The sequence below is a fragment of the Sulfurimonas sp. genome, from assembly GCF_028694605.1.
Taxonomy (GTDB): Bacteria; Campylobacterota; Campylobacteria; order Campylobacterales; family Sulfurimonadaceae; genus Sulfurimonas.
Map to the genome: position 1 here is coordinate 24146 of NZ_JAQVKP010000011.1, position 25459 is coordinate 49604.

The 25459-nt window shown below is 39.3% G+C and carries 22 protein-coding genes and 5 tRNA genes; 4 read left to right on the forward strand and 23 right to left on the reverse strand.

Features of this window, described 5'->3' with window-relative positions; genetic code table 11:
• Positions 1–156: 156 nt before the first annotated feature.
• The 15 genes from rpoC to PHY84_RS07775 form a co-directional block, all read right to left on the reverse strand.
• The gene (gene rpoC, locus PHY84_RS07705) at positions 157–4668 is read right to left on the reverse strand and encodes a DNA-directed RNA polymerase subunit beta' (protein ID WP_299858804.1); all 4512 of its coding nucleotides are present in this window, start codon (positions 4666–4668) and stop codon (positions 157–159) included.
• Positions 4661–8806: a DNA-directed RNA polymerase subunit beta gene (rpoB, locus tag PHY84_RS07710; protein ID WP_299858805.1), complete on the reverse strand. Its 4146-nt coding sequence runs from the start codon at positions 8804–8806 to the stop codon at positions 4661–4663. Before rpoB ends, rpoC begins: the two co-directional genes overlap by 8 nt.
• Positions 8807–9030: 224 nt before the next feature.
• A complete protein-coding gene (gene rplL, locus PHY84_RS07715; protein WP_299858807.1) occupies positions 9031–9399 on the reverse strand; it encodes a 50S ribosomal protein L7/L12 in 369 nt (122 codons plus the stop codon).
• A gap of 56 nt (positions 9400–9455) precedes the next feature.
• Positions 9456–9935: a 50S ribosomal protein L10 gene (gene rplJ / locus PHY84_RS07720; protein ID WP_299858808.1), complete on the reverse strand. Its 480-nt coding sequence runs from the start codon at positions 9933–9935 to the stop codon at positions 9456–9458.
• A 150-nt stretch (positions 9936–10085) separates the two neighbouring features.
• A complete protein-coding gene (rplA, locus tag PHY84_RS07725) occupies positions 10086–10778 on the reverse strand; it encodes a 50S ribosomal protein L1 (protein WP_299858809.1) in 693 nt (230 codons plus the stop codon).
• A 68-nt stretch (positions 10779–10846) separates the two neighbouring features.
• The gene (gene rplK, locus PHY84_RS07730) at positions 10847–11272 is read right to left on the reverse strand and encodes a 50S ribosomal protein L11 (RefSeq protein WP_299858810.1); all 426 of its coding nucleotides are present in this window, start codon (positions 11270–11272) and stop codon (positions 10847–10849) included.
• An 18-nt stretch (positions 11273–11290) separates the two neighbouring features.
• On the reverse strand, positions 11291–11833 hold the full coding sequence (nusG, locus tag PHY84_RS07735) for a transcription termination/antitermination protein NusG (RefSeq protein WP_299858811.1): 543 nt from the start codon (positions 11831–11833) through the stop codon (positions 11291–11293).
• Between the two features lie 9 nt (positions 11834–11842).
• Positions 11843–12022, reverse strand: a complete 180-nt coding sequence (gene secE, locus PHY84_RS07740; protein WP_299858812.1) for a preprotein translocase subunit SecE — start codon at positions 12020–12022, stop codon at positions 11843–11845.
• A gap of 64 nt (positions 12023–12086) precedes the next feature.
• Positions 12087–12163 (reverse strand) — tRNA-Trp (locus PHY84_RS07745).
• 54 nt (positions 12164–12217) lie between these two features.
• The gene (rpmG, locus tag PHY84_RS07750) at positions 12218–12370 is read right to left on the reverse strand and encodes a 50S ribosomal protein L33 (protein ID WP_137011688.1); all 153 of its coding nucleotides are present in this window, start codon (positions 12368–12370) and stop codon (positions 12218–12220) included.
• Positions 12371–12414: 44 nt separating this feature from the next.
• Positions 12415–13614 (reverse strand): elongation factor Tu, encoded by a 1200-nt coding sequence (tuf, locus tag PHY84_RS07755; RefSeq protein WP_299858813.1) that lies wholly within the window; start codon positions 13612–13614, stop codon positions 12415–12417.
• Between the two features lie 89 nt (positions 13615–13703).
• Positions 13704–13778, reverse strand: a tRNA-Thr gene (locus PHY84_RS07760).
• A gap of 161 nt (positions 13779–13939) precedes the next feature.
• A tRNA-Gly gene (locus PHY84_RS07765) sits at positions 13940–14016 on the reverse strand.
• Between the two features lie 13 nt (positions 14017–14029).
• A tRNA-Tyr gene (locus tag PHY84_RS07770) sits at positions 14030–14114 on the reverse strand.
• A 55-nt stretch (positions 14115–14169) separates the two neighbouring features.
• A tRNA-Thr gene (locus tag PHY84_RS07775) sits at positions 14170–14246 on the reverse strand.
• A 136-nt stretch (positions 14247–14382) separates the two neighbouring features.
• On the opposite strand from PHY84_RS07775, the gene PHY84_RS07780 reads away from it, so the two are divergent.
• A complete protein-coding gene (locus PHY84_RS07780) occupies positions 14383–15111 on the forward strand; it encodes a YaaA family protein (protein WP_299858814.1) in 729 nt (242 codons plus the stop codon).
• A gap of 15 nt (positions 15112–15126) precedes the next feature.
• On the opposite strand, the gene PHY84_RS07785 is transcribed toward PHY84_RS07780, so the two are convergent.
• Entirely contained in the window at positions 15127–17487 is a 2361-nt protein-coding gene (locus tag PHY84_RS07785) for a heavy metal translocating P-type ATPase (protein WP_299858815.1), read from the reverse strand.
• Positions 17480–18082 (reverse strand): hypothetical protein, encoded by a 603-nt coding sequence (locus PHY84_RS07790; protein WP_299858816.1) that lies wholly within the window; start codon positions 18080–18082, stop codon positions 17480–17482. The genes PHY84_RS07785 and PHY84_RS07790 overlap by 8 nt, the downstream gene beginning before the upstream one ends.
• 106 nt (positions 18083–18188) lie before the next feature.
• Here PHY84_RS07790 and rlmB point away from each other — a divergent pair, with 106 nt between their 5' ends.
• Complete coding sequence (gene rlmB, locus PHY84_RS07795) at positions 18189–18938, forward strand: 23S rRNA (guanosine(2251)-2'-O)-methyltransferase RlmB (protein ID WP_299858817.1); 750 nt, start codon at positions 18189–18191, stop codon at positions 18936–18938.
• Positions 18939–18960: 22 nt separating this feature from the next.
• On the opposite strand, the gene PHY84_RS07800 is transcribed toward rlmB, so the two are convergent.
• Entirely contained in the window at positions 18961–19281 is a 321-nt protein-coding gene (locus PHY84_RS07800) for a thioredoxin family protein (RefSeq protein ID WP_299858818.1), read from the reverse strand.
• Positions 19282–19335: 54 nt separating this feature from the next.
• On the opposite strand from PHY84_RS07800, the gene PHY84_RS07805 reads away from it, so the two are divergent.
• Positions 19336–20244, forward strand: a complete 909-nt coding sequence (locus PHY84_RS07805) for an AEC family transporter (protein ID WP_299858819.1) — start codon at positions 19336–19338, stop codon at positions 20242–20244.
• Positions 20241–20918: an endonuclease III domain-containing protein gene (locus tag PHY84_RS07810; RefSeq protein WP_299858820.1), complete on the forward strand. Its 678-nt coding sequence runs from the start codon at positions 20241–20243 to the stop codon at positions 20916–20918. Before PHY84_RS07805 ends, PHY84_RS07810 begins: the two co-directional genes overlap by 4 nt.
• A 4-nt stretch (positions 20919–20922) precedes the next feature.
• On the opposite strand, the gene PHY84_RS07815 is transcribed toward PHY84_RS07810, so the two are convergent.
• The 5 genes from PHY84_RS07815 to PHY84_RS07835 form a co-directional block, all read right to left on the reverse strand.
• Positions 20923–21174 carry a helix-hairpin-helix domain-containing protein gene (locus PHY84_RS07815; RefSeq protein ID WP_299858821.1) on the reverse strand — a complete coding sequence of 84 codons (252 nt, stop codon included), beginning with the start codon at positions 21172–21174 and terminating at the stop codon, positions 20923–20925.
• A gap of 192 nt (positions 21175–21366) precedes the next feature.
• Positions 21367–23289: a transketolase gene (tkt, locus tag PHY84_RS07820; protein ID WP_299858822.1), complete on the reverse strand. Its 1923-nt coding sequence runs from the start codon at positions 23287–23289 to the stop codon at positions 21367–21369.
• A 20-nt stretch (positions 23290–23309) separates the two neighbouring features.
• Positions 23310–24155, reverse strand: a complete 846-nt coding sequence (locus PHY84_RS07825; protein WP_299858823.1) for a polyprenyl synthetase family protein — start codon at positions 24153–24155, stop codon at positions 23310–23312.
• Positions 24156–24167: 12 nt separating this feature from the next.
• The gene (locus PHY84_RS07830; protein ID WP_299858824.1) at positions 24168–25148 is read right to left on the reverse strand and encodes a PDZ domain-containing protein; all 981 of its coding nucleotides are present in this window, start codon (positions 25146–25148) and stop codon (positions 24168–24170) included.
• Positions 25149–25457: a YbaB/EbfC family nucleoid-associated protein gene (locus tag PHY84_RS07835; RefSeq protein ID WP_299858825.1), complete on the reverse strand. Its 309-nt coding sequence runs from the start codon at positions 25455–25457 to the stop codon at positions 25149–25151.
• Positions 25458–25459 lie beyond the last annotated feature (2 nt).

A 25459-nucleotide genomic window follows, 5' to 3' on the forward strand; every position in this document is an offset into this window, starting at 1 on the left:
TAACTCACTAAATTTTAGGGAGTTATAGACGCGTGATTATAATAAAAATATAATAAAAAATAGCTTATTTTAAGTGTAGATTAATAAAAGAAACTCGCTATGTAGAAAATAGTAGAATTTTATAAAGGATTTAAAAAATAGGGGAAACCCTATTTTTTAGTTTTTTCCAAAAAGAATCTCTTGGTTTTTATAAATACCTGTTCCAACAGGAATAGTACGACCGATAATAACGTTTTCTTTAAGATCGTTTAGGTCATCTATTTTTGCACTTACAGCAGCTTCCGTTAATACTTTTGTTGTATCTTGGAACGATGCAGCAGAGATAATACTGTCAGCCGAAACAGCCGCACGAGTAATACCGACAAGGAATGGCTCGGCAATTGCAGGGCGACCGCCAAGCTTAACAATCTTCTCATTCTCTTGAGCAAACTTAGTTTTAGAGATTAAATCACCTTCAATAAACTTTGTATCGCCTGATTTAAGAATTTTTACCTGTCTTAGCATCTGCGTAAAGATAACCTCGATATGCTTGTCTGCAATATTTACCCCTTGAGAGCGGTAAACTTGCTGTACTTCACTCACTAGGTAGTTATAAAGTGTTTTTACACCCATAATACGCAGCAACTCATGAGAAGAGATAATACCCGAAGTAAGTCTCTCACCTGCATGTACAAAGTCACCCGTATTGACAACCGGTGTATGTGACTTGTCAACAAAGTACTCTTTTACCATCCCGCTGTCTGAGGCTACCAGAATTCTTATCTTACCACGGAGTGATTTTCCAAAAGTTACCGTTCCGTCAATCTCAGAGATTAATGCCGTTGCTTTTGGGCGACGACCTTCAAAAAGCTCACTTACACGAGGAAGACCCCCTGTAATATCGCTTGATTTTTGAAGTGCTTTTGGTGTTTTTGCAATAATATCGGCAACTTTAACTTTTGCACCATCTTCAACATAGATAGATGTCTTAGGCTGCATTTGGTATCTTAACAACTCTCCGTCTTCGCTTGCAAGAACTATTGTCGGTTTATACTCAACCGGAATATGATCACTTATCATAAGACGTGTTTTACCGCTTAGTTCATCATACTGCTCTGTAGCTGTTGTTCCAATAATGATATCCTCAAACTTCACAACACCGTTTGTTTCAGAGATAACAGGATTAGAGTATGGATCCCACTCCGCAATCACTGTTGACTCGTCGCTCTTTGGTTTTGCAATAACAGTTTTTGGATCAACAGTCGCATCATCCTCTGCAACAATAATAGAACCACGTGCTATATAATGGCGTACCGCTTCACGGTTGTTTTCATCAACAACAGTTGCGAAAAGACCCTTTTCAGCAACTTCATAACCAGCTTTAAGTCCTTCAAATCTCTCAAGATAGTCACCGCGTAAAATGAAGTATTTTACAACACCGTCCTCTTTTGCAAGAATTTTTTGCGTTACAGGTGCGCCATTTGCAACCAAAATCTCAGATGCGTACGGAATACGACTTGGAACATTCCATCCATCTTTGATAGTCTCAACGATAGACTCATTCTCTTTAACTTCAGCGCCGTTCTCATACGGGAAGTAGTATTTTCCTTCTATTTGACCGCCGACACCAGCTAGCTCATTTGGTTTTGCTATCTCATTTTTACGAAGCACATAACGTACGGTATCTGCTTTTGATGATACACTGATAATAACTTCATCATGTGCAGTTTGAACTTCAAACTTACCTGCAAAAGGAGCTTTAATTTTAGGTTCTACCAAAAGAATTGCTGCATTTCTACGGTTGGCAACGATATTTTTACCCTCTTTAGAAGCATACGTTTTAAGGTTATAGTAACGGATAAAGCCCTCTTTCTCAGCAACAACTTGTCTCTCTTGAGCAGTTGAAGACGCCGTACCGCCGACGTGGAAAGTTCTAAGCGTAAGCTGTGTCCCAGGCTCACCGATAGATTGTGCAGCGATGATACCGACTGCTTCACCCTTACGGACAATCTGCCCTGTTGCCAAGTTCACGCCATAACAAAGAGCACATATGCCATTTTCACTCTTACACGTTGTAGGTGTTCTGATATATGCCGTTTTAATACCGGCTTCAGCGATAACTTTTGCGCTTACTTCATCAATAAGGGTACCCTCTGCAAAAAGAATCTCGTTGCTTATCGGATCAATTACATCATCTGCCAAAACCCTGCCGTTAAGTCTGTCTTCAAGAGACTCAATCAGCGTGTTTTGATCACTAATGTCAGAGATTTCGATACCCTCATGTGTATGACAGTCATGCTCAACAATCTTAACATTTTGTGCAACGTCAACAAGTTTACGAGTAAGGTAACCGGCATTTGCTGTTTTTAGAGCTGTATCGGCAAGACCTTTTCTCGCACCGTGTGTAGAAATAAAGTATTCTACAACGTTAAGACCCTCTTTAAAGTTAGAGATAATCGGTGTTTCAATAATCTCACCGCTCGGCTTTGCCATAAGACCACGCATACCTGCAAGCTGACGAATTTGAGCCGCTGAACCACGAGCTCCGGAATCCGCCATCATGTGGATAGAGTTAAATCCTGCCTTATCTGTCTGAACCAGGCTCATCATCTGTGTAGCAAGCGTGTTGTTTGTATCTGTCCAAACGTCAATGATTTTATTGTATCTCTCTTGCTCTGTTAAAAGACCTGCTTCAAACTGCTTTTGAATCTCAAAAACTCTGTTTTTAGACTCTGTGATTTTTGCCTCTTTCGTAGCCGGAATTCTAATATCATCGATTGAGATAGAGATACCGGCTTCCGTTGCGTGCTTAAAGCCTAAGTTTTTAAGTCTATCTAAGAATCCTGCCGTTACTCCGATTCCGCCATGCTTTTGAACATAGTCAACAACCTCGTTGATTGCTTTTTTCTTCATAACTCTGTTCCAAAGCTCTACCGGAACAAAATCAGGCAAGATTGCTTTTAGAAGCATACGCCCTGCTGTTGTATGGATGATTCTACCCTCATCTCTTGTTCTTACTTTGGCATGCAAGTCAAGTGCGCCATGCTCAATAGCGATACGAACTTCATCCACGTTTGCAAATAGCTTATTGGAACCTTTTACACCATTTTTTTCTAATGTAATATAGTAAATACCAAGAACCATATCCTGCGAAGGTGTCGCTATCGCCTTTCCTGATGCAGGAAGAAGAATATTCATAGATGCAAGCATCAACACTTTTGCCTCAGCTATTGCAGCAGAGCTTAACGGAACGTGAACAGCCATCTGGTCACCGTCGAAGTCAGCATTAAATGCGGCACAAACAAGCGGGTGCAGCTGTATCGCTTTTCCATCAATTAGTTTTGGATGGAATGCCTGAATTGAAAGCTTGTGAAGCGTAGGTGCACGGTTAAGAAGAACCGGATAACCGTCAACTATCTCCGCAAGACACTCCCAAACTTCGTTCGTCTTATCTTCAATCATCTTCTTTGCAGATTTTACGGTCGTTGCATATCCTTTTTCTTCAAGCTTTGCAATCAAATGCGGTTTGAAAAGCTCTAAAGCCATCTTCTTAGGAAGTCCACACTGATCCATTGCCAAAGATGGACCCACAACGATAACAGAACGCCCAGAGAAGTCAACACGCTTTCCAAGCAAGTTTTGTCTAAAACGTCCCTGTTTACCTTTGATGATTTCACTCAAAGATTTTAGCGGACGCTTATTTGCACCTTTTACGGCATTTGCACGGCGACCATTGTCAAAGAGAGCATCTACCGATTCTTGAAGCATACGCTTCTCATTTCTAACAATAATCTCCGGTGCTTCAAGCTCCACAAGACGCTTTAGTCTCTGGTTACGGTTGATAACACGGCGATAAAGGTCGTTGACATCTGAAACCGCAAATTTTCCGCCATCAAGTGAAACAAGAGGTCTAAGATCCGGTGGAAGAACCGGCAAGATTGTGAGCATCATCCATGCAGGGTTATTTCCTGAATTTAAAAATGACTCGATAACCTTCAATCTTTTTGCGATTATTTTTGTTTTAGCCTCACTCTTTGTCTGCTCTATCTCTTCTTTTAACTGTGTAAAAAGATCTACAAGGTCGATAGAATCAAGCAAATCACGAACAACTTCGCCACCCATACGTGCTTTAAAGCCAAGCTCACCAAATCTGGAAACCAATGTACGGTACTGCTCCTCATTTAAAACATCATACTTGAGAACAGGAGTTTTTGCTTCAGCATCATAGTATGCTTCGCCACCGCTCTCAACGATATATGCCTCATAGTAGAGTACACGCTCAAGGTCTTTCATCTTGATACCAAGAAGAGTTCCTATACGAGATGGAAGTGAGCTAACATACCAAATATGAGCAACAGGAGTAACAAGTTCGATATGACCCATACGTGTACGACGAACTTTTGTAGAAGTAACTTCAACGCCACACTTCTCACAGACTACACCTTTGTAACGCATCTTTTTGTATTTTCCGCAAAGGCACTCATAGTCTCTTACAGGACCAAAGATTTTTGCACAAAACAGACCATCGCGCTCTGGTTTAAGCGTACGATAATTGATTGTTTCAGGCTTTTTAACTTCACCATGACTCCAAGATAAAATCTTATCCGGAGCAGCCAAGCGAAACTGTAATTGTTTTATATCCGCCGGTCTTTTCTCTTCACTTACTTCAATAGGTACTAGTTTACTCATTCTCTTCTACCTCGTCAAATATTTCTACATCCAGAGCCAATGATTGGAGCTCTTTTGTTAATACAAAGAGTGTTTCTGGGATACCAGATTCTGGTACCAATTCCCCTTTTGTAATCGCTTTGTAAGCACGCACACGCCCGTCAACATCATCTGATTTTATAGTTAACATCTCTTTAAGAACTGCACTCGCTCCATACGCCTCTAACGCCCAAACTTCCATCTCTCCAAATCTTTGACCGCCAAAGAGCGCTTTACCGCCGACCGGTTGTTGCGTTACAAGAGAGTATGGTCCGGTTGAACGTGCGTGAATCTTCTCATCAACCAAGTGATGAAGCTTAAGGATATACATATAACCGACATTGACGCGTTCTTTGATTTTCTCGCCTGTCATACCGCTATAAAGTACAGTTTTACCGTCTGTATCCATTTTAGCGAGTTCAAAAAGCTTCTCGAACTCTTTTGCATTTACGCCTTCAAAAATTGGGGTTGCGAACTTGACTCCTCTTGACCAATCTCTTGCATAAGAGAGAAGTTCTTCATCACTCATTTTGCCAAGTACCTCTTTTGCATTCATCATACCGGCAACATCAGCTACTTCAACCATTTTTGTGCGAATGTTTTCTATAAAATCTTTCTGTTTCGCATCAAACTGCGCTTGAATCTGATGACCAAGTTCACGTCCAGCCATACCTAAGTGCATCTCCAAAATCTGACCGATATTCATACGAGATGGAACCCCAAGCGGGTTGAGACATACATCCACGCTTCTTCCGTCTTCCATGTATGGCATATCAACTTCAGGGACGATTGTGGAGACAATACCTTTATTTCCGTGGCGTCCTGCCATTTTATCACCGACTTTTAACTGACGTTTTGTTGCAATGTAAACCTTAACATACTTTACAACGCCGTTTGGAAGAATGTCATCTTTTTCTAAGATATTAAGCTTTTCCTCATGCTCATCACGGAAAAGTCTCTTCTCTTTTTGAAAATAGTTTTTTGTTTTGTTATATTCAGACTGAATCTCTTCACTAAAAGATTTGATAATCGCATTCATTGCAAAACGATTAACCTCTACCAAATCTTGCGGATTAATCATATCTCCGGCTTTATAGTTCGTACTTCCTATTTTTATATCAGCTATAAGAGACTCTTTTGTTAAGAGTTTTGTAACTCTAAGCATCTCTTCCTTGTCTATCATAAGAAGTCTATCATAGTGCTCACGCTCTAAATGATCACGCTCCTCTTTCTCAAGCTCAAGTGTACGAGAATCTTTGTCATAACCTTTTTTTGTAAAAATTTTAACATCAACAACAACACCTTCCATACTCGGTGGGCAATAGAGAGATTTGTTAATAACATGTCCGGCTTTTTCACCAAAAATTGCGCGAAGAAGTCTCTCTTCAGGTGTCGGCTTTACCTCGCCTTTTGGAGAAACCTTTCCTACAAGAATCATTCCACCCGTAACATTTGTTCCGATTTTAACGATACCGCTCTCATCCAAGTGGGAGAGTTCATCATCTCTTACATTTGGAATATCACGCGTAATCTCTTCAACACCATGCTTCAGTTCTCTGGCTTCAACCTCTTTTTCATAGATATGAACCGATGTAAAAGCATCTTTGCGGATAAGTCTCTCGGAGATAACTATCGCATCCTCAAAGTTAAATCCATTCCATGGCATAAAGGCGACCATTGCATTAACACCAAGTGCAAGCTCTCCTTGATCCATATTTGGACCATCTGCAATAATCTGACCTTTTTCTACTCTTTGACCGACTTTCACGACAGGTTTTTGCCCAAATGCCGTGTTTTGGTTTGTACGAAGATTTTTTTGCAATGGATAATAATCTATATATATATCCCCATCATCTTCGCCCATCACATAGATATGTTTTGCATCAACTTTTTCAACCATACCTGAGCGTTTTGCTTTTACACATTCCCATGAATCACGCGCAACAAGCTTTTCAACACCTGTACCGACCATCGGTGCTTCACTTCTTATAAGCGGCACTGCTTGACGCTGCATGTTTGAACCCATAAGTGCGCGGTTCGCATCGTCATGCTCTAGGAATGGGATAAGCGAAGCTGCAACACCAACTACCATATGTGATGAAAGGTCTGCATAATCACACTCGGTTATCGGGCGGTGAAGAATCTCGCCATCAACTCTTGCTACAACAATTTTATCTACAAACTGTCCATCACTTCCAAGTTTGTTTGAAGCGGCTGCAATTTTCTTGCCTTCTTCTTGCGTTGCCGTAAGATAAACAATCTCGTTTGTAATTTTTCCGTCTTGCATTACTTTGTAAGGTGCTTCAATAAACCCGTGCTCATTTACTTTTGAATATGTTGCAAGAGTGTTGATAAGACCGATATTTTGACCCTCAGGAGTCTCGATAGGGCAGATTCTTCCATAGTGGGTCGGGTGAACGTCACGTACTTCAAAACCTGCACGCTCTTTAATAAGACCGCCCTCTCCGAGTGCCGACAAACGGCGTTTATGCGTTACTTCAGAGAGTGGATTCGTCTGATCCATAAACTGTGAGAGCTGTCCGCCTGAGAAGAATTCCATGATTGTTGAAGTTATCATCTTTGAGTTGATAAGATCATGGGGCATAAGCTCATTCATCGGACCACTCATTGTTGAAAGCTTATCACGAATAGCTTTTTGCATTTTTATCAAACCGTTATGAAGCTCGTTGCCCAAAAGCTCTCCGATAGAACGAATACGGCGGTTACCCAAGTGATCTCTATCGTCAATATGTCCTTGACCATTTTTAACTTTAATAACATACTTAACCGATTCGATAATATCTTCATGCGTTAAAACTGTCACATACTCTGGAATATCAAGTCCAAGTTTATGGTTCATCTTCATACGACCGACCTTAGTCAAGTCATATCTCTCAGGATCAAAGAAGAGTTGGTTGACAAAAACCTTTGCCGCCTCTTTTGTTACAGGCTCACCCGGTCTCATAACCTTATATATACGAATTGCAGCAAGGTCATTTTCATCTTCAATATCTTCTGTCTGTTTTAAAAGCTTTAAAGAATCCGCATCTGCATTAAATGCATTAATTACAGAACTATCCACACCCTCTGCCAAGTCGTTTGCTATACTAAAATTTTTAACTCCGACTTCACTCATTTTTTTAAGCTTTGTCTCATCAATGCGAGTCATTGCGTCAAAAAGAATTTCTCCTGTCTCAGGATCAACGATAGGATTTGCCAAATAACGATCAAGAAGAATCTCAAGCGGATACTCAACTTCTTTCAAACCATCTTCAATAAACTTTTGTGCTTTTTTTAAAGAAAGTCTTTTTCCTGACGTTAAAAGTATTTTTCCGTCTTTGTCAATCAAATCGTACGTTAATCTCGAAGAATAGTCATGAGGATTGAACGGCATTAAAAATTTATTATCAACGATACTAATTTTTTGAATTGGATAAAATAGCTTTAAAATATCCTGTTTTGAGTAGCCAAGTGCACGGAACATAATAGTTACAGGAACTTTACGGCGCTTGTTGATTCTCATATACAGGATATCTTTTGGGTCATACTCAAAATATAGCCAAGAGCCGCGATCCGGAATTATCTGACCTGTATAGATAAGCTTATTGCCGGATGTTGTTGACTCCTCTTCTTTAAAGATAACACCGGGAGAGCGGTGGAGCTGATTAACAACTACCCTCTCGACACCGTTAATAATAAATGAAGTCCTGTCTGTCATAAGCGGGATATCACGAACAAAAATACTTTGTTCTTTAATATCTTTTACACCTAATTTCTCTTTTGTGTTTTCATCTCTATCCCAAAGGACAAGACGTGTTTTCATTCTTAAGCTTACGGCATAAGTAAGTCCACGCTCCATACACTCTCTAACAGTATATTTTGGTTTGCCTACTTCACTGTCGATATACTCAACAGTCAATCTGTTTTGTGTATCATGAATTGGAAAAACTGATTGGAAAACCGTTTCCACGCCGCTTTGGGATCTGTCTTTTTCATCAAGCATCAAAAACTTGTTATATGAGCTCTGTTGTAGTTGTAATAAGTTTGGTACTTCTATTTGCTGAGGGGTTTTTGAGAAGTCAACACGAAGACGATTTCCGGAATATAAAGTATTTAACATTGGCTACCTCGGTGAGTTGTTATTAAGACCTAACCTTAAAAGATTAAGTTATCGTATCTAGGCGTCCCTAGATGATTTTTAGCTCAAAAAGTAAGAGCTTTTTTTACAGTGCTTATAAACGACATAAGGGCACTTTTACGAAAAGATTTTTATCTTCTCATAAAAGCGCCCAAAAGTACGTGACTTTAGGGGAAAACCCCTTCAATCACGCGTAGGTAGTAAAATTATTTAACTTCTACTTTTGCGCCAGCTTCTTCAAGCTCTTTCTTAGCGTTCATAGCAGTCTCTTTATCAACACCCTCTTTGATTGTTGAAGGTACGTTTTCAGTTGCATCTTTAGCTTCTTTTAGTCCAAGACCAGTAAGAGCACGAACAACTTTAATTACGTTGATTTTCTTATCACCTGCATCAACGATAACAACGTTAAATTCAGTTTGCTCTTCAACAGGAGCAGCAGCTACAGCACCGCCAGCAACAGCAACAGGCTGTGCAGAAACACCGAATTTCTCTTCGAACTCTTTTACCAATTCAGAAAGTTCTAATACAGAAAGTCCTGAAATAAACTCTAATACATCTTCTTTTGTTATTGCCATAATAATTCTCCATTATGAAATTTTTAATGATTGCTCATTTTTATTGTTAAAGGCAATTACGCCTCTTCTCTTTTTTGTCTCAATGCGTCCAAACCAATTGTAAAGTTTCTGATTGGTCCCATCCAAACAGATGCAAGCATACCAAGTAGTTCTTCACGTCCTGGAAGTTTAGCAAACGCTTCGACTTTAGCAGCATCGGCAGGTTCACGGTCAATATAAGCAGATTTGATAACAAATTTATCGTTATCTTTTGCAAAATCTGCAGCAACTTTTGAAGTAGAAATAGAATCTGCACCCCAAACTAAGATGTTAGTGTCTTTTAATGCAACACCTGTAAGTTCTGCATTTGTTAATGCGATAGTTGCTAAAGTATTTTTAACAACCTGAACTTTTGCATCTTTAGCGCGAGCCATTTTTCTCAATGCTTCAAGTTTAGAAACACTCAAACCTTTGTAATCACAAAAGATTACACTCTGAGCATCCTTGAATTCATTTGAAAGTACTTCAATAATTTCAGCTTTTTGTGTTTTTGTCATAGAATATCTCCTTTCCAGACAACACTTCAACAGGAACGCCGATAAATCAGCATATTAAGCTTCCGCTCCTATATCTTCAGTCCATAAAATGCAGTTACCAAAGCAGTAACTTGATAGTGCTTTACGAATAAAGCACTAAAAATTACTCAATTATTTCATCTCTGCCAATTGCATAACATCAAGTTTAAGAGCCGGACTCATTGTTAAACTAAGTGCACAATTTTTAATATAACGACCTTTTGCTGACGCAGGCTTATGTCTATTTATAGCTTTTACAAAAGTTACTAGATTTTCAGCGATTTTATCCGCAGCAAAACTTGCTTTACCTATTCCTGCGTGGATATTTCCTTTTTTGTCAACACGGAAATTTACTTGTCCACCTTTTACATTTTTAACAGCAGTTGCAACATCTGGAGTTACAGTACCTGTTTTAGGGTTTGGCATCATACCTTTTGGTCCTAAAATACGACCAATTTGTCCTACAAGACCCATACAGTCAGGTGCAGCAACTACGATATCAAAATTAAAGATACCATCTTTGATTTGTTGTACTAAATCGTCTGTTCCAACAATATCAGCACCGGCAGCTTTAGCCTCATCAGCTTTAACGCCTTTTGCAAAAACTGCAACACGAACTGTTTTTCCAGTTCCATGAGGAAGTACTATAGCACCACGAATCATCTGATCTGCATGTCTTGGGTCAACATTTAAGTTAAATGCTACTTCAACAGTCTCATCAAACTTTGCGCTTATCAACTCTTTTACCAGTGCTGAAGCTTCATCAACACCATATGCTTTTGCAACATCAATTTTTTCAATTAGTTGTTTATATCTTTTGCTCATTTTCAAATTCTCCTATAAATTCTGCCACAAAATTTTACATCACTGTGGTCGGTGATAAGATGCAGATATTAATCTACGATTTCAATACCCATCGAACGTGCTGAACCAGCGATTGTATTTGCTGCTGCTTCTTTGTCGTCAGTATTCATATCTTCAATTTTTCTATTGACGATTTCCATTACTTGTGCACGTGTAAGCTTTCCAACTTTATTTTTAAGCGGATTGCTTGAACCGCCTTTTAAACCTGCTGCATGTAAAATAAGTGCAGTAGCAGGCGGCTGCTTTACAACAAATGTAAAACTTTTATCAGTGTAAACAGTAATAACTACAGGAACTTTAAATCCCATCTTGTCTTTTGTTTTTTCGTTGAAGTTTTTAGTAAACTCCATAATGTTAACACCACGTTGACCGAGCGCAGGACCTACTGGAGGAGCAGGTGTTGCTTTTCCAGCTTCAATTTGCAGCTTGATATAGCCCATAATTTTTTTTGCCATCTTTTTTCCTTTGTAAAATTAAATTATTTTTTCAACTTGCGTATAAGCAATATCCACAGGAGTTGCTCTTCCGAAAATCGAAACATTTAGTTTTAGAGTTCCGTGCTCTAAATCATACTCATCTACAGTTGCCGTGAAGTTTGCAAAAGGACCTTCTGTAATACGGACTGTCTCACCACTATCGAAAAATACTCTTGGCTTAGGTGCTGCACGATTCGAAACGCGATCTAATATTACGTTAATGTCATGCTCGCTAAGCGGAGTGGGAGTATTGCCCTCTCCGATGAATCCAGACACTTTTGGTATAGTCTGAATAAGATGCTGAATCTCTGTATTAAGATCTATTCTTGCAAAAACATACCCTGAATAAAGAGATCTTTCGGTGATTTTTTTCTTACCGTCTTTTACTTCGATTACATCTTCAGTAGGTACAATAACATCTGTTATCACATCTTGAAGCCTCATCTCTTCAATCATATTTAAAATTGCTAAACGAACTGTTCTCTCATTTCCGTATGTTTGGATAGAGTACCATTGATGATTGCTTTTTTTCTTCTCCATTGACACCCTTTATCCTAATATTGCCGATACTATTGACGACATAACCAAATCAACAAGCGCTAAAAAAGCAGTTATTACAGTTACAACAATAATGACAGAGACATAAGCTTGCTTTACTTGACCTTTAGTAGGAAAAATAACCTTGCTTAATTCTAATCTTGCATTTTTAATATGTGAACCTAAATTCATTCAAGCTTCCTAATTACTCATTGATTATATATAAAGCTCAAAAGCTTTACAAATAATAAATGTATGGCAGGCGTAGAGAGATTCGAACTCCCAACACCCGGATTTGGAATCCGGTGCTCTAACCGTTGGAGCTACACGCCTATTTTAAACAAAAAAAGCCAAGTCAAAAGACTTAAGCTTCTATTTGCAACTATATTAGAGTTTCATCTCTTTATGAACAGTATGCTCACGACAAAACTTACAATATTTTTTTACTGAAAATTTCTCAGTATGAGTCTTTTTGTTTTTAGTTGTGTGATAGTTACGACGTGTACACTTCTCACATCCTAAATGTATTGCTTCTCTCATATTATTAACCTTTTAAGGGATTTTGCATATTTCGCTAAAGCGAATTATGCAAGAATCTCAGCTACAACACCGGCACCAACAGTTCTTCCACCCTCACGAATAGCAAACTTAGTACCTTTTTCCATAGCGATTGGGTGAATTAGTTCAACAGTAATGCTTACGTTATCACCTGGCATAACCATCTCAGTACCTTCTGGTAATGTGATTGCACCTGTTACGTCTGTTGTACGAACGTAGAATTGTGGGCGATAGTTACTAAAGAATGGAGTATGGCGACCACCTTCCTCTTTACTTAGTACGTAAATCTCAGCTGTAAATTTAGTGTGAGGAGTGATGCTCTTTGGCTTACAAAGAACCTGACCACGCTCAACACCATCTTTAGTAATACCGCGTAGCAATAGACCACAGTTATCACCAGCTTGACCTTGATCCATCTCTTTACGGAACATCTCAATACCAGTTACTGTAGTTGTTTGTGTATCGCGAATACCTACGATTTCAATAGTATCGCCAATCTTAACAACACCACGCTCGATACGACCAGTAACAACTGTTCCACGACCAGAGATTGAGAAAACGTCTTCAACTGGCATCAAGAAATCTTTATCAGTTTCACGAGTCGGCTCAGGAATATACTCATCTACCGCAGCCATAAGCTTTTGGATTTTTGCAGACCATGGTCCAAGTGTACCGCTTTTTGCTTCTTCAAGAGCTTCTTTTGCAGAACCAGCTACGATTGGAGTATCGTCACCTGGGAAATCATACATATCAAGAAGTTCACGGATTTCCATTTCAACTAGCTCTAAAAGCTCTTCATCATCAACCATATCTTCTTTGTTCATGAAAACAACGATATAAGGAACGCCTACTTGCTTAGAAAGAAGAATGTGCTCACGAGTTTGTGGCATCGGGCCGTCCGCTGCAGAAACAACAAGAATAGCACCGTCCATTTGAGCAGCACCTGTAATCATGTTTTTAACGTAGTCCGCGTGACCTGGACAGTCAACGTGTGCATAGTGACGCTTATCTGTTTCATACTCTACGTGCGATGTAGCAATTGTAATACCACGCTCACGCTCTTCAGGAGCATTGTCGATTTGATCGTAATCCATCATTTTTGCACCGTTTGTTACTGCAAGAACCGCAGTAATTGCAGCTGTCAGTGTTGTCTTACCGTGGTCAACGTGACCAATAGTACCAATGTTTACGTGCGGTTTATTACGCGAAAACTTTTCTTTTGCCATAGTGTCCTCCGACTTAATTTGTGAATAGAGATGGAATTGTACCCAAAAATTATTCAATTATTGCTTAAATTTTACCCGCGCTTCTTTTATGGAGCTCACGAGCGGATTTGAACCGCCGACCTCTTCCTTACCAAGGAAGTGCTCTGCCCCTGAGCTACGAGAGCGGACAAATAGAGTAAAAACACTAAGCAATAATTGCATAATTTTATAAATATATATATATTAGTTTTTTTGTGTAGATATAGCTATATATAGACGCTACTGCTTTAAAGACAATAGGTTTATGAAGTAGGTTGAAATTGTACTTCAGCTTCCAGAATCTCAATGGAGCGGGTGAAGGGACTCGAACCCTCGACCCTCAGCTTGGAAGGCTGACGCTCTAGCCAACTGAGCTACGCCCGCATCTGCCATTGAGTGGTGGTGAGTGGTGGATTCGAACCACCGAACCCGGAGGGAGCGGATTTACAGTCCGCCGTCGTTGGCCACTTGACTAACTCACCATAACTTATTATGTTTAATCTGGTCTAACACTGTTTCTAATATTCTCTCATTCAATGGTGCCGGCACGAGGATTTGAACCCCGGGCCTGCTGATTACAAATCAGCTGCTCTAGCCAACTGAGCTATGCCGGCGTTGAATTTGAGCCAGAATTATAGTGCAATCTTTTTCCAATGTCAAGAGTTTTGCTCTTAAATTTAAAATATCTTGCAATTTATGTAAAAAAGGGTACGATTTGAGCAAATTTTGGATTTTTTAAAAGGCTTCTTAATGTTAAAAATACTGTTTTCTCCGGCTGAAAATAAAAAGAGCGGCGGCAATGAAGAGAAAAAAGAGCTTTTTGGCGCTTATGGTTCACGGGATATTATTTTAAATGAGTATAACTCTATTGTACAAAGTGGCGATATGCAAAAAATAAAAGAACTTTTCGGTCTAAAAAAAGAGAGCGACTGCACTCCATATATTGCAGATATCTTTCATACACCGCTTATGCATGCTATTGAGCGTTATGACGGCGTAGCATACGACTATCTTAATTTTAATTCATTGCATAAAGATGCAAAAGAGTATCTCAAATCAAATACAATAATATTTTCAAATCTCTATGGACCGTTGCTCGGAGGCGATACAATAGCCAACTATAAAGTGAAACAAGGAAACAGTATCGGCAAGTACGCACCGGACAAGTTTTATAAAGATAGATTTTCCTATCAACTTGATCTTTATCTTGGAAATTGTGAGATTTTGGATTTACGTGCCGGATACTATGAAAATTTTTATGAGATTAAAAAGCCATACACAATGCTGAAATTCTTAAAAGATGGCAAAGTTGTAAGCCATTGGGCAAAGGCATATAGGGGCTTGGTTTTAAGAGCGGTTGCACAAAATGGCATAAACTCTATGAAGGAGTTTATGGCTTTGGAGATAGATGGCTTAAGCATTGCAGAGATTAGAGTTGTAAAAAACAAAACAGAAATCATCTACAACATTGTGAACTAATGACATGTAAAGTGCTTACAGTTTTATTCCCCTAAGTCTAAGCGAATTGGCAATTACGGAAACAGAACTAAAACTCATTGCCGCCGCGGCTATCATCGGTGAGAGCAGTATTCCAAAGAACGGATAGATTAGTCCCGCGGCAATCGGGATCCCCGCCGAGTTGTAAAAGAAGGAGAAAAAGAGATTTTGTCTGATATTTTGCATTGTTGCTCTACTTAGAACTCTTGCTCTGACTATACCTCTTAAATCACCCTTTACCAAAGTGACACCGGCACTCTCCATCGCAACATCGGTTCCCGTTCCCATAGCAATGCCGACATGTGCAAGTGCAAGTGCAGGAGCATCGTTTATGCCATCACCTGCCATCGCAACGATACGCCCCCCGGCTTGAAGTTTTTTAATAATCTCTGCTTTTTGCTCAGGCAACACCTCGGCATACACTTCGTCTATGCCGAGTTTTCTTGCAACAATCTCCGCTGTAGTACGATTATCGCCTGTAAGCATCACTACCCTTATGCCTTGTACATGTAGATTACGAATAGCTTCTGCCGTATTCTCTTTGATTGGGTCAGCAACAACAATAAAACCCGCTGCTTTTAAACCTACTGCAACCAACATTACAATATTGCCATCAGAGCGCTCTATATCTGCTTTTTTTGACAACTCAAGTGCATTTATATTTAAACTCTCAAACAGTTTTAGATTACCGACTGAAACTGCCTGTCCGTCAACTTTGCCTGTAATCCCCATTCCGCTTAGAGAGTTAAAGTTATCAGCTTTAACCAACTCAACCTCTCTATCTCTCGCCCCGTTTACGATAGCTTCTGCCAAAGGATGCTCACTCGCTCTCTCCAGACTTGCAACCAAACGCAAGAGTTCGTTTTCACCAAATCCATCTTCTACATGTACCTTTATAAGTTTAGGCTTTCCCTCTGTCAGCGTTCCTGTTTTATCGACTACAAGAGTATCAACCTTTTCCATTACTTCCAAAGCTTCCGCATTTTTGATTAATACTCCGCTTGTTGCACCTCGTCCTGTTCCTACCATTATGGAGATAGGCGTAGCAAGACCGAGTGCACACGGACATGCAATGATAAGTACAGAAACAGCGCTTACTACGGCATATGCCAGACGAGGCTCACTCCCCCATATCCACCATACAAAAAATGTTATTACACTGATACCGATAACAGCCGGAACGAAATAAGAAGATACTACATCAGCCAATTTTTGTATGGGTGCTCTTGAGCGTTGAGCTTTTGAGACCATATCTATGATTTGTGAGAGCAGAGTATCCGCACCGATTTTCTGGGTTCTCATCAGCAGCGTACCGTTTGAGTTAATAGTCGCACCTATAAGTTTTTCGCCTGCAAATTTCTTAACTGCAATAGGCTCACCCGTAACCATCGACTCATCAACATTACTTTCGCCTTCTATAACTATCCCGTCAACTGGAATTTTCTCGCCGGGACGGATACGCAGGATATCTCCTACATTTACTTTCTCTAGCGATATATCTTCCTCATTGCCGTTTTCTTTTACTATACGTGCCGTGTTAGGAGCAAGTCCAAGCAGGAGTTTGATTGCTACGTTTGTTTGTGAACGGGCACGAAGCTCAAGAACCTGTCCCAGAAGAACAAGCGTTGTTATTACTGCCGCTGCTTCAAAATATACATGTACCAAACCATTGCTCATCTGCATCAAAGGCGGAAAAATATGCGGCATGAACATTGCCACCACGCTATAACTCCAAGCAACAAAAACACCGATAGCAATCAGCGTGAACATGTTCAAATTCATTGTTTGCAGAGATTTATACCCTCGTACAAAAAATGGCCAGCCTCCCCAAAATACAATAGGCGCAGAGAGTAAAAACTCTATCCACTGAATCATTTTCATGCTTAATAAATTCGGCAATAATGCAGGCAATAAGTCTGCTATCATTGCCAAAGCAAACACGGGAATAGAAAGAGCCGTACTAACCCAAAAACGGCGACTCATATCTATAAGTTCTTCATTTTTTTCTTCTGCTGCTTTTACGACAATAGGCTCAAGTGCCATGCCGCATTTAGGACAGCTTCCGGGATGGTCTTGAACTATTTCTGGATGCATTGGACAGGTATAAGTTACTTGTTTCTCTGCTTTATGATGAGCTTGAGCATTTACATGGCAGAGTTTTGTATCCGTGCAAACTGGCTCGTTATAAACATGTATATATTTTTGAGGATTTTCTTTAAATTTAGCAAGACAATGTTCACTACAAAAGTAGTATTCTTTATTTTCATAACCGTATGAATATTTTGAGTCACTAGAAACACTCATACCGCAAATCAAATCTTTAAGTTCATTAGCTTTAATATGCATATCACTATTCATCTTTTTTTTCCTCTAAATCTTTAAAGTCGATTCTTCTTTTTTCAAGCTCTCTTCGATACGTTTCATAATCACCAAAATCAAAAAACTTATCATATCTTGAGTGCTTCTCTTTTTGCGCTCTTGAGTGTTTGATAGGACACCAAAACTGCTCGGTTCTGGCAGCTATCTCTCTAGTGTAAGCAATAACACCGTTAAAATATTCGCAATACCAGCAGTTTATCTTCTCTACTCTGTCAAGATAAAAGAGGTTGTATCTATCCATGATAACATAATCGCCTCTCTTAACTTTGGGAATTTTATAGATAGGGAAACAGACTGTCTGATAAATGGTTACGAAGATATCCACAAGAAGAGCAGGCAGCATCATAGACCAGATAAAGGGAATAGTAAAAACTGCTGATACCGGGAAAGAGGAGAGATACTTTATGGAGCTTACTATTCTACTTCTCCCCTCTTTTACTACACTCTCTTGGAATTTCACTTTTTTATCTTCAAGCGTATAGAAAAATTCATCCTGCTTTTTTCTAAGTTCTTGCATAAGTTCATCTTCAAGAGTTTTTATCTGGGCGGCTATCTCTTCTATTTTGTTATCCATTGTCTCTTCTTTTTTATAGAGTATAGCAGAAATCTTTTCTATTCGACAGGAAAAATAGTGTAGAATCATAAGTAAGAGATAGTAACTAATAAAAAGAGGGTTGTTTTTGGAAGATTCACAAGAGTACAAAAAGAAGAAAGCATATTTTGAAAAAATCATAACACTTTACGGCAGAAATGTCGTCGTAGAAGTTTTGCAAGAGAGCGGCATTGAGGTACATAAGGTACATATGGCAAACTCAAACAAGCCTGATGGTGTGATTGAGACGATTCTTAAACTTGCAAAAGAGAGAAATATAGAAGTCGCCTATCACGATAAAGCCGCACTCAGCAGAATCAGCAAAAACGCAAAACAAGATCAAGGAGTAGCTGTCGATATAATTGCTTCCTCCTACCAAAATGCAAACGAGATAAAAAACCTCAAAAGTTTTAAACTTCTTGCGCTTGATGGTATCCAAAATCCTCAAAACTTGGGGATGATTATCCGCTCATGTGCAGCTGGTTATGTCGATGGAATTATTCTTCCTAAAAAAAACAGTGCAAAAATCTCTCCACTTGTTATAAAAGCGAGTGCCGGAACGCTTTTTAGAGTTCCTATCTACTACTGCAACACTCTTGATGAAGTTTTAAGAGAGCTAAAAGAGGCAAAAATCTATCTGCTTTCTTCGCATGCAAAAAACAGTATATACAATATACAAAGAAGTGAAAAATCAATTTTTGTGCTTGGAAACGAGAGTGAGGGTGTTTCAAAAGAGATTGAAAAACTTTGCAACGACTCTCTATCTATTCCAATGAACAGAGGTGTTGAGTCTCTTAATGTTGCAGTTACGGCTTCTCTTATTGCTTTTATGAAGTAGCAATAGTTAGCTGAGTTTGGTATTAGCTCATCATAATTTCATAAGGTCGCTTAATCTCCCGTACAACCTCATCTACGCTCATGTGGCGTGATTTTCTTAAAAACTCACGCCCATCTAAAAAGAGCAGAACCGTAGGGATAGTAAAAACACTAAAGTATGCCGCTATCTCCTGCTCCACAGAAGTATCGATACTAAGAATCTTAAACTCCCTGAAATTACTCTCAATCGCTTCTAAAAGTTTTGGTTTTAGTGCGTGGCAAACGTTGCATGTCGGGGCTGAGAAGTAAAGCATTACCGCCCGATTTTCTTTTATACTCTTGTCTATATCTTCTATTGTTTGCATAGAACCATCCCCTATTTTGGTGTGAAATTATACTCTATTTGCTATAATCCCCCAATGAGTTCAATACTATTTTCCATTCTGGCTATTTATATATTTATTGTCATCGGTTTTGTTGCAAAAATGAGCTTCAAAGAGAGGATTGATGACAAAACTATCACGCTTCTTAATGTCTATTTTTTACAGGTTTTTCTTACATTTTGGGGACTTCTTATCCGTCCTGTCGATGTAACGCTTATTTTTGCACCCTCCATCTATCTTTTTATCACTCTTTTGGTTTTACTACTTGCAGCACTCTTTGCAAAAAAGTTGTTTCGAGATCAAAAAGAGTACTCTATAGCAACAGTTGCCGCAATTATAGGCAATACGGGCAATCTCGGCATTCCGCTTAACATAGCCATCTTCGGCGAGGAGTCGATTCCATACACAACCGTTATCAATCTTATGAATGTCTTTATAGTCTATACTGTTGGTGTTTACTACTACTCAAGAGGAAGTTTTGATATAAAAACATCACTCACAAACATTATCAAGCTTCCCATCCTGTGGGCGGCGATGGTGGCGATTTTGCTTAGCATCTATGGCTATAAGCCAAGCGAAGAGATTATGAAAACTCTTATGATGGGAGCTTATGCTTCCATTGTTATGCAGCTTCTTTTATTTGGTATCTATCTATATGGCACGAAAATAAGTGAGATTAGCAAAATGCTTACGCTATGGGTTATGGGCATAAAGTTTCTTTTTTTACCTGCTGTTGCATTTATCATACTCTCTTTTGTTGAACTTGACTCAATGATAAAAGGGATTATTTTTATAGAAATTTTAGTCCCTCTTGCCATTGCCAATGTAAATTTTGCCTCACTATACGAGTGTAAACCAAAAATCGTCACTGCGCTTGTTTTTATCTCCTCTCTTCTATTTTTAGGCATCATCTTTATCGGTGTCAAGATACTCTCTTATCTATGAACAAAATATATAAAATCTATAAGCTATTGTATAAAAAATATGGAGCTCAGGGATGGTGGCCTATCATCGGGTATGGATACCATAAACAAGACTACAGTTTTCCAAGAGATGAAAATGAGGTCTTTGAAGTTTGTTTGGGTTCTATATTGACACAAAATACAACATTTACTTCTGTAGTAAAATCTTTGAATAATCTATATGCAAAAAACGCCATTAGCGCTTCTGCAATCTTATTAATGGACATTAACGAACTTAAAGAAGCCATAAGACCATCGGGATACTTTAACCAAAAAGCAAGGTACATTTTGGAGTTTACCAAATTTTATACCACTCTTTATGGTGCAACTCCAACACGTGAGGCGCTTTTAGATGTTGTTGGTATCGGGGAAGAGACTGCTGATTCCATGCTATTGTACGGTTACAATCAAAGAGAGTTTAAAGTCGATGCTTACACAAAACGCATACTGCTTGCGCTTGGGATTATAGAGCAAAAAAACAGTTATTGCGAAATAAAGAAGCTTATGGAGAGTTCGCTAAAAGAGTGCATCAACGATGAGAAAGAACTTCTAAAAGTCTATCAGGAGTTCCATGCTCTTTTGGTAGAGCATGGCAAAAAGTTTTATTCCAAAAAGCCTTATGGCGTTGGGTGCTTTTTAAAGGAGCATCTCCGCTAATAACCTATTTTTTACAGCTGCTAACCGTCATATTGATTCTGTTTTTTTGCAAAAACTTATCTCCAAGCCCTTTTACCTCTTTAATCTCGTCAACTTTACTAAAACAGTTGTGCTTCTTTCTATACTCCAAAATAGCATTTGCTTTTGCCTCTCCAACGCCATTGAGTGTCATAAGCTCCGTTTTATTTGCTTTGTTAATATCTACTGCTCCAAAACTAAGTGAAACTCCTAAAATCAACAGTGACAACCATCTCATATATAACTCCTTATAATTTTAAATGTTTTATTTTATACTTAAAAACAAAAATATTTATCTATTTTTAACAAAATTTATTAAATTTTCCGCAAACTAGTCTATTTTGTAACATGATAGAATTTAAATATAAGAAAAATTAAATATTTGAGAGAAGAATCAAGAGAGCAAGAGGCGTTTTGCCCCTTACGAGATTTAGATGATTTTTGCCAAAACTGCTTCCACAGAGAAACCAAATTTTACAAAAAGCTTGTCTGCGGGAGCCGAAGCGCCGAATGTGTCCATACCGATTACCTCATCTGCTAGGCGGTACCACTCTAAACCACGGGCTGCTTCAATAGCCACTTTTTTAGTTTGTGATTTGATAACTGAATCTATATAAGATTTTTCTTGCTCTATAAAAAGGTCATAACACGGAACAGAAACAACATCTGCCTTAACACCTTTTACATTTAACGCATCTTTTACTTTAAGAGCAAGCTCCACTTCGCTGCCGCTTGCCATAAGAGTTATAGTCGCATCTGCATCACTGGCAAGCAAGTATCCGCCCTGAGCTACACTCCCTTTTATCGGAGAAGGAAGAACTGAAAGATTTTGTCTTGAGCAGACGAAAGCAGACGGAGATTTTTTCATCTCTAGCGCCACCTTCCAAGCTTCTACATTTTCCACGCCGTCAGCCGGTCTCCAAACATAGAAGTTTGGAAGCGCACGGAATTGGCTTAGATGCTCAATAGGCTGGTGTGTCGGTCCGTCTTCGCCTACCCCAATACTGTCATGCGTCCAAATAAAGAAGTGCTGAATGCCAGATAGAGCTGCGATGCGTGCCGCCGGTTTGAGATAATCAGAAAAGACAAAGAACGTAGCTGAAAATGGCATGAGTGGCCCATAAAGAGCGATTGCATTGGTAATTGAAGCCATTGCATGCTCACGGATTCCAAAGTAGATATTTCTTCCCTTTGGATAAGTACCCATATCAACAAGTTCGGTTTTGTTTGACGGGCTAAGATCTGCAGAGCCGCCTAAAAAACAAGGAAGCGCTTTTGCGATTGCATTTAAGATTTTGCCGTTTGTATTTCTCGTTGCATCAGCTTTTTCAAAAGCAGGCCACTGGATACGGGAAAAATCAGGATTTTGCAGAGCTGCCAAAGCCTCATTTTGCTCTGAAAGCGGAAGAGTTTTAAGAGAGTGAATCCACTCACGTTCTAACAAGTCACCCTTTTCTACTGCACATCTAAAGCGAGTCATCACATCTTCATCTACGTGAAAACATCTCTGCGCATCAAATCCACAAGCACTTTTTGCCTCAGAGATAACATCGCCACCTAGCGGAGCACCGTGAGAGTGGTGAGAGCCTTCAAGTTTGCCTGCACCTTTTGCGATAGTCGTATTTGCGATGATGATGGTAGGCTTAGAGTTGGATTTTGCAGTAGTGATTGCGCTGTCAATCTCATCAAAATTATGACCGTCACACTCCAAAACATCCCAGCCTTGCGATTCAAAACGAAGACGAATATTTTCACTAATACTTAAACTCGTTGAACCCTCAATGGTGATGCGGTTGGAGTCGTAAATAAGTATGAGATTGTCAAGTTTGTTGTGTCCAGCGATAGAACATGCCTCATAGCTCACACCCTCTTCCAAATCTCCGTCACCGCACAAGCAGTAAACATTGTGGTTAATAACTTTTGCTGTCTCAGAATTAACTTGTGCACCGACAAACTTTGAAGCCATTGCAAAACCAACCGCATTGGCTATACCTTGCCCAAGCGGACCGGTTGTGATTTCAATCCCCTCGGTATGTCCAAATTCTGGATGCCCCGGAGTTTTTGAGTCAAGTTGGCGAAAGTTTTTCAAATCATCAACAGTGAGGCCATACCCCCAAAGATAGTAAAGCGAGTAGATAAGCCCTGTCGCATGCCCGCCGGAAAAAACAAGTCTGTCGCGGTTTAACCAAGATGGGTTTTTTGGATTATGGTTTAGATGTTCGCTTAAAACTACTGCAATATCTGCAAGCCCCATCGGTGCACCGGGATGTCCGGAGTTTGCCTGCTGCACCATATCTGCCGCTAAAAATCTAATCGTATCTGCCATTTTTTGGCGCATCATATTGTTGTCCATATTTGTTACCTTTATTTGATTTATCTATGTCTGTTGATATAGTGTGTTAAAAGAGGTGAAAGCTCATCTTTGAGCTTTGCATCAAAACTCTCAAGCTCTTCTGTGACTTCTTGCGCCAACTCGTTTGCTTCATTCATAGCCACGCCAAGACCAAGAAGCGTTACAAAACTATTTTTTGCTTCGTCGTTATTTGTGAGTTTTCCGGCTGTTTCACTACTTTGCGTTACATCCAAAATATCATCTTGAATCTGAAAAAGAAGTCCAAGTTTTATCCCGAACTCATAAAGTCGTTCTCCCAGCTTTTCATCGCCAATAATAATTGCTCCCATCTTAAGTGATGCGGCAATCAATTTTGCAGTTTTGTTAATATGCAAAACTCTTACATCCTCTATGTCAAGCGGTTTGTTTTCAAAATAACAGTCTATCGCTTGTCCAAGCACCATGCCGTTCAAACCGCCATTAACAGCAAGCTCTCTCATGAGTGCCACCCTTGTAGCATCTGAAAAAGGAGCGTCACATAAAACTTCAAAGGAGTAGGTATTGAGTGCATCACCCGCCAAGATGGCAGTTACCTCGTCAAAAGCAACATGAAGTGTCGGTTCTCCACGTCGAAGCGGCGAATTATCCATTGCAGGTAAATCATCATGAATTAAGGAGTATGTGTGTAGAAGCTCTATAGCATACGCACCATAGTATGCTCCGCCAACCAATAGCGGATTATATGCATTGACGACACTCAAAAGAAGTGCCGGACGAAATCTTTTCCCACCTGCAATAAGCATCTTTTGGAGTGCTTTCTCGTAAGTCGGATGAATGCTCTTAGAAGTCGGTAAGTGATTTAGTAAAAAATTCTCAAAGTTTTGCATGCGAAATTGTATCTAATTTAGTTTCACAAAAAACTGAAAATTTTCTCTTTCAAATAGAAGATTAACCTCATTTTTTGGCTTATTTATCTGTGTAAAGATATCATCATAAGCTCTTAAGTCTTTTTTATTTATCTGCATCAATCTATCGCCTGTTTTTAAACCGTAGCGCGCCGCATGCCTCTCAATATTTATTATTTGTAGATTTTTATCAAAAGAGAGTCCTAAAAACTCTAAAAACACATCAGCTTTGTATCCTCCGCCGGCTCTTTTTTGTGTAGCTGCTTTATGCACGGCTACTTTATCAGCTCTTTTAACCTTCAAAGTGTGCTTAGAACCTATAGGACTAAAAAGTATATCTCGCATTAACTGCGCACTCTCTTTGACCTTTTTGCCATCAAATTCAAGTACAATATCTCCCACTTGGATAAGATTGCCTTGAATGAAAGGGTTAGAACTTGTCACAACAACAGCTCCGTTTTCATCTTTTACTCTAATACCTATATCGCCGTAAGAGACCTCTTTTGTCTTTAAAAATCTCTCTATATACTCTTTTTCTATGATGCCGCGCTCAGTTACAATCCCCTCTAATACACAGCAGCTATTTAGAAGAAGGCTAGGTGCTGATAGTGGTTCACTGAAGGTTGCAAGAGTGTTTAAACCGATCTGTTTTTTTACGATTTTGCCCTCTACAACCCGTTTGTTATCGACACCTATCAGACCAAGAGCTACGTTCATGTTTATAAGAAATGGATATTTGAATTTTTTTTCATCCTCTATAAGATAAAGGGAAAGATATGAATCATGTTTTATGATTTTTGCATTTGGTGGAGTTGCGGAAAAAACTAATCTTTGATTGTTTTTAAGAGGAATTTGAACTGTTTGTTCTACAATTGACTCAGAATCTACTACTTTTTGTCTGCAAGAGTCCAAACCGTCTTGACATGCATAAAGGCTTAAAAAAAAGAGGTGCAGCGCTACTAATAGCCTAAGCACCTACTTGCTCCCAAAAGGGTTAATGCCGCCTAGCATACCCAAAGCACTATTTTGCCTATTGTCTTCTACCATCTTGTTAGCATCATTTATGGCACCGATAAGTAAAATCTGCAGAGCGTCTTTATCTTCAAGAAGTGAGTCATCAATATTTATATCTGTTACCTCACCTTTGCCGTTTATGGTTACTTCAACCATACCGCCGCCGCTTTTTACCGTAAAATTTTTTGACTCTAGTTCAGTTTGAAGTTTTTTAGCGTTCTCTTGCATGCTCTCAAGCATTTTGCCCATCTCGCCTAAATTTCCAAACATCG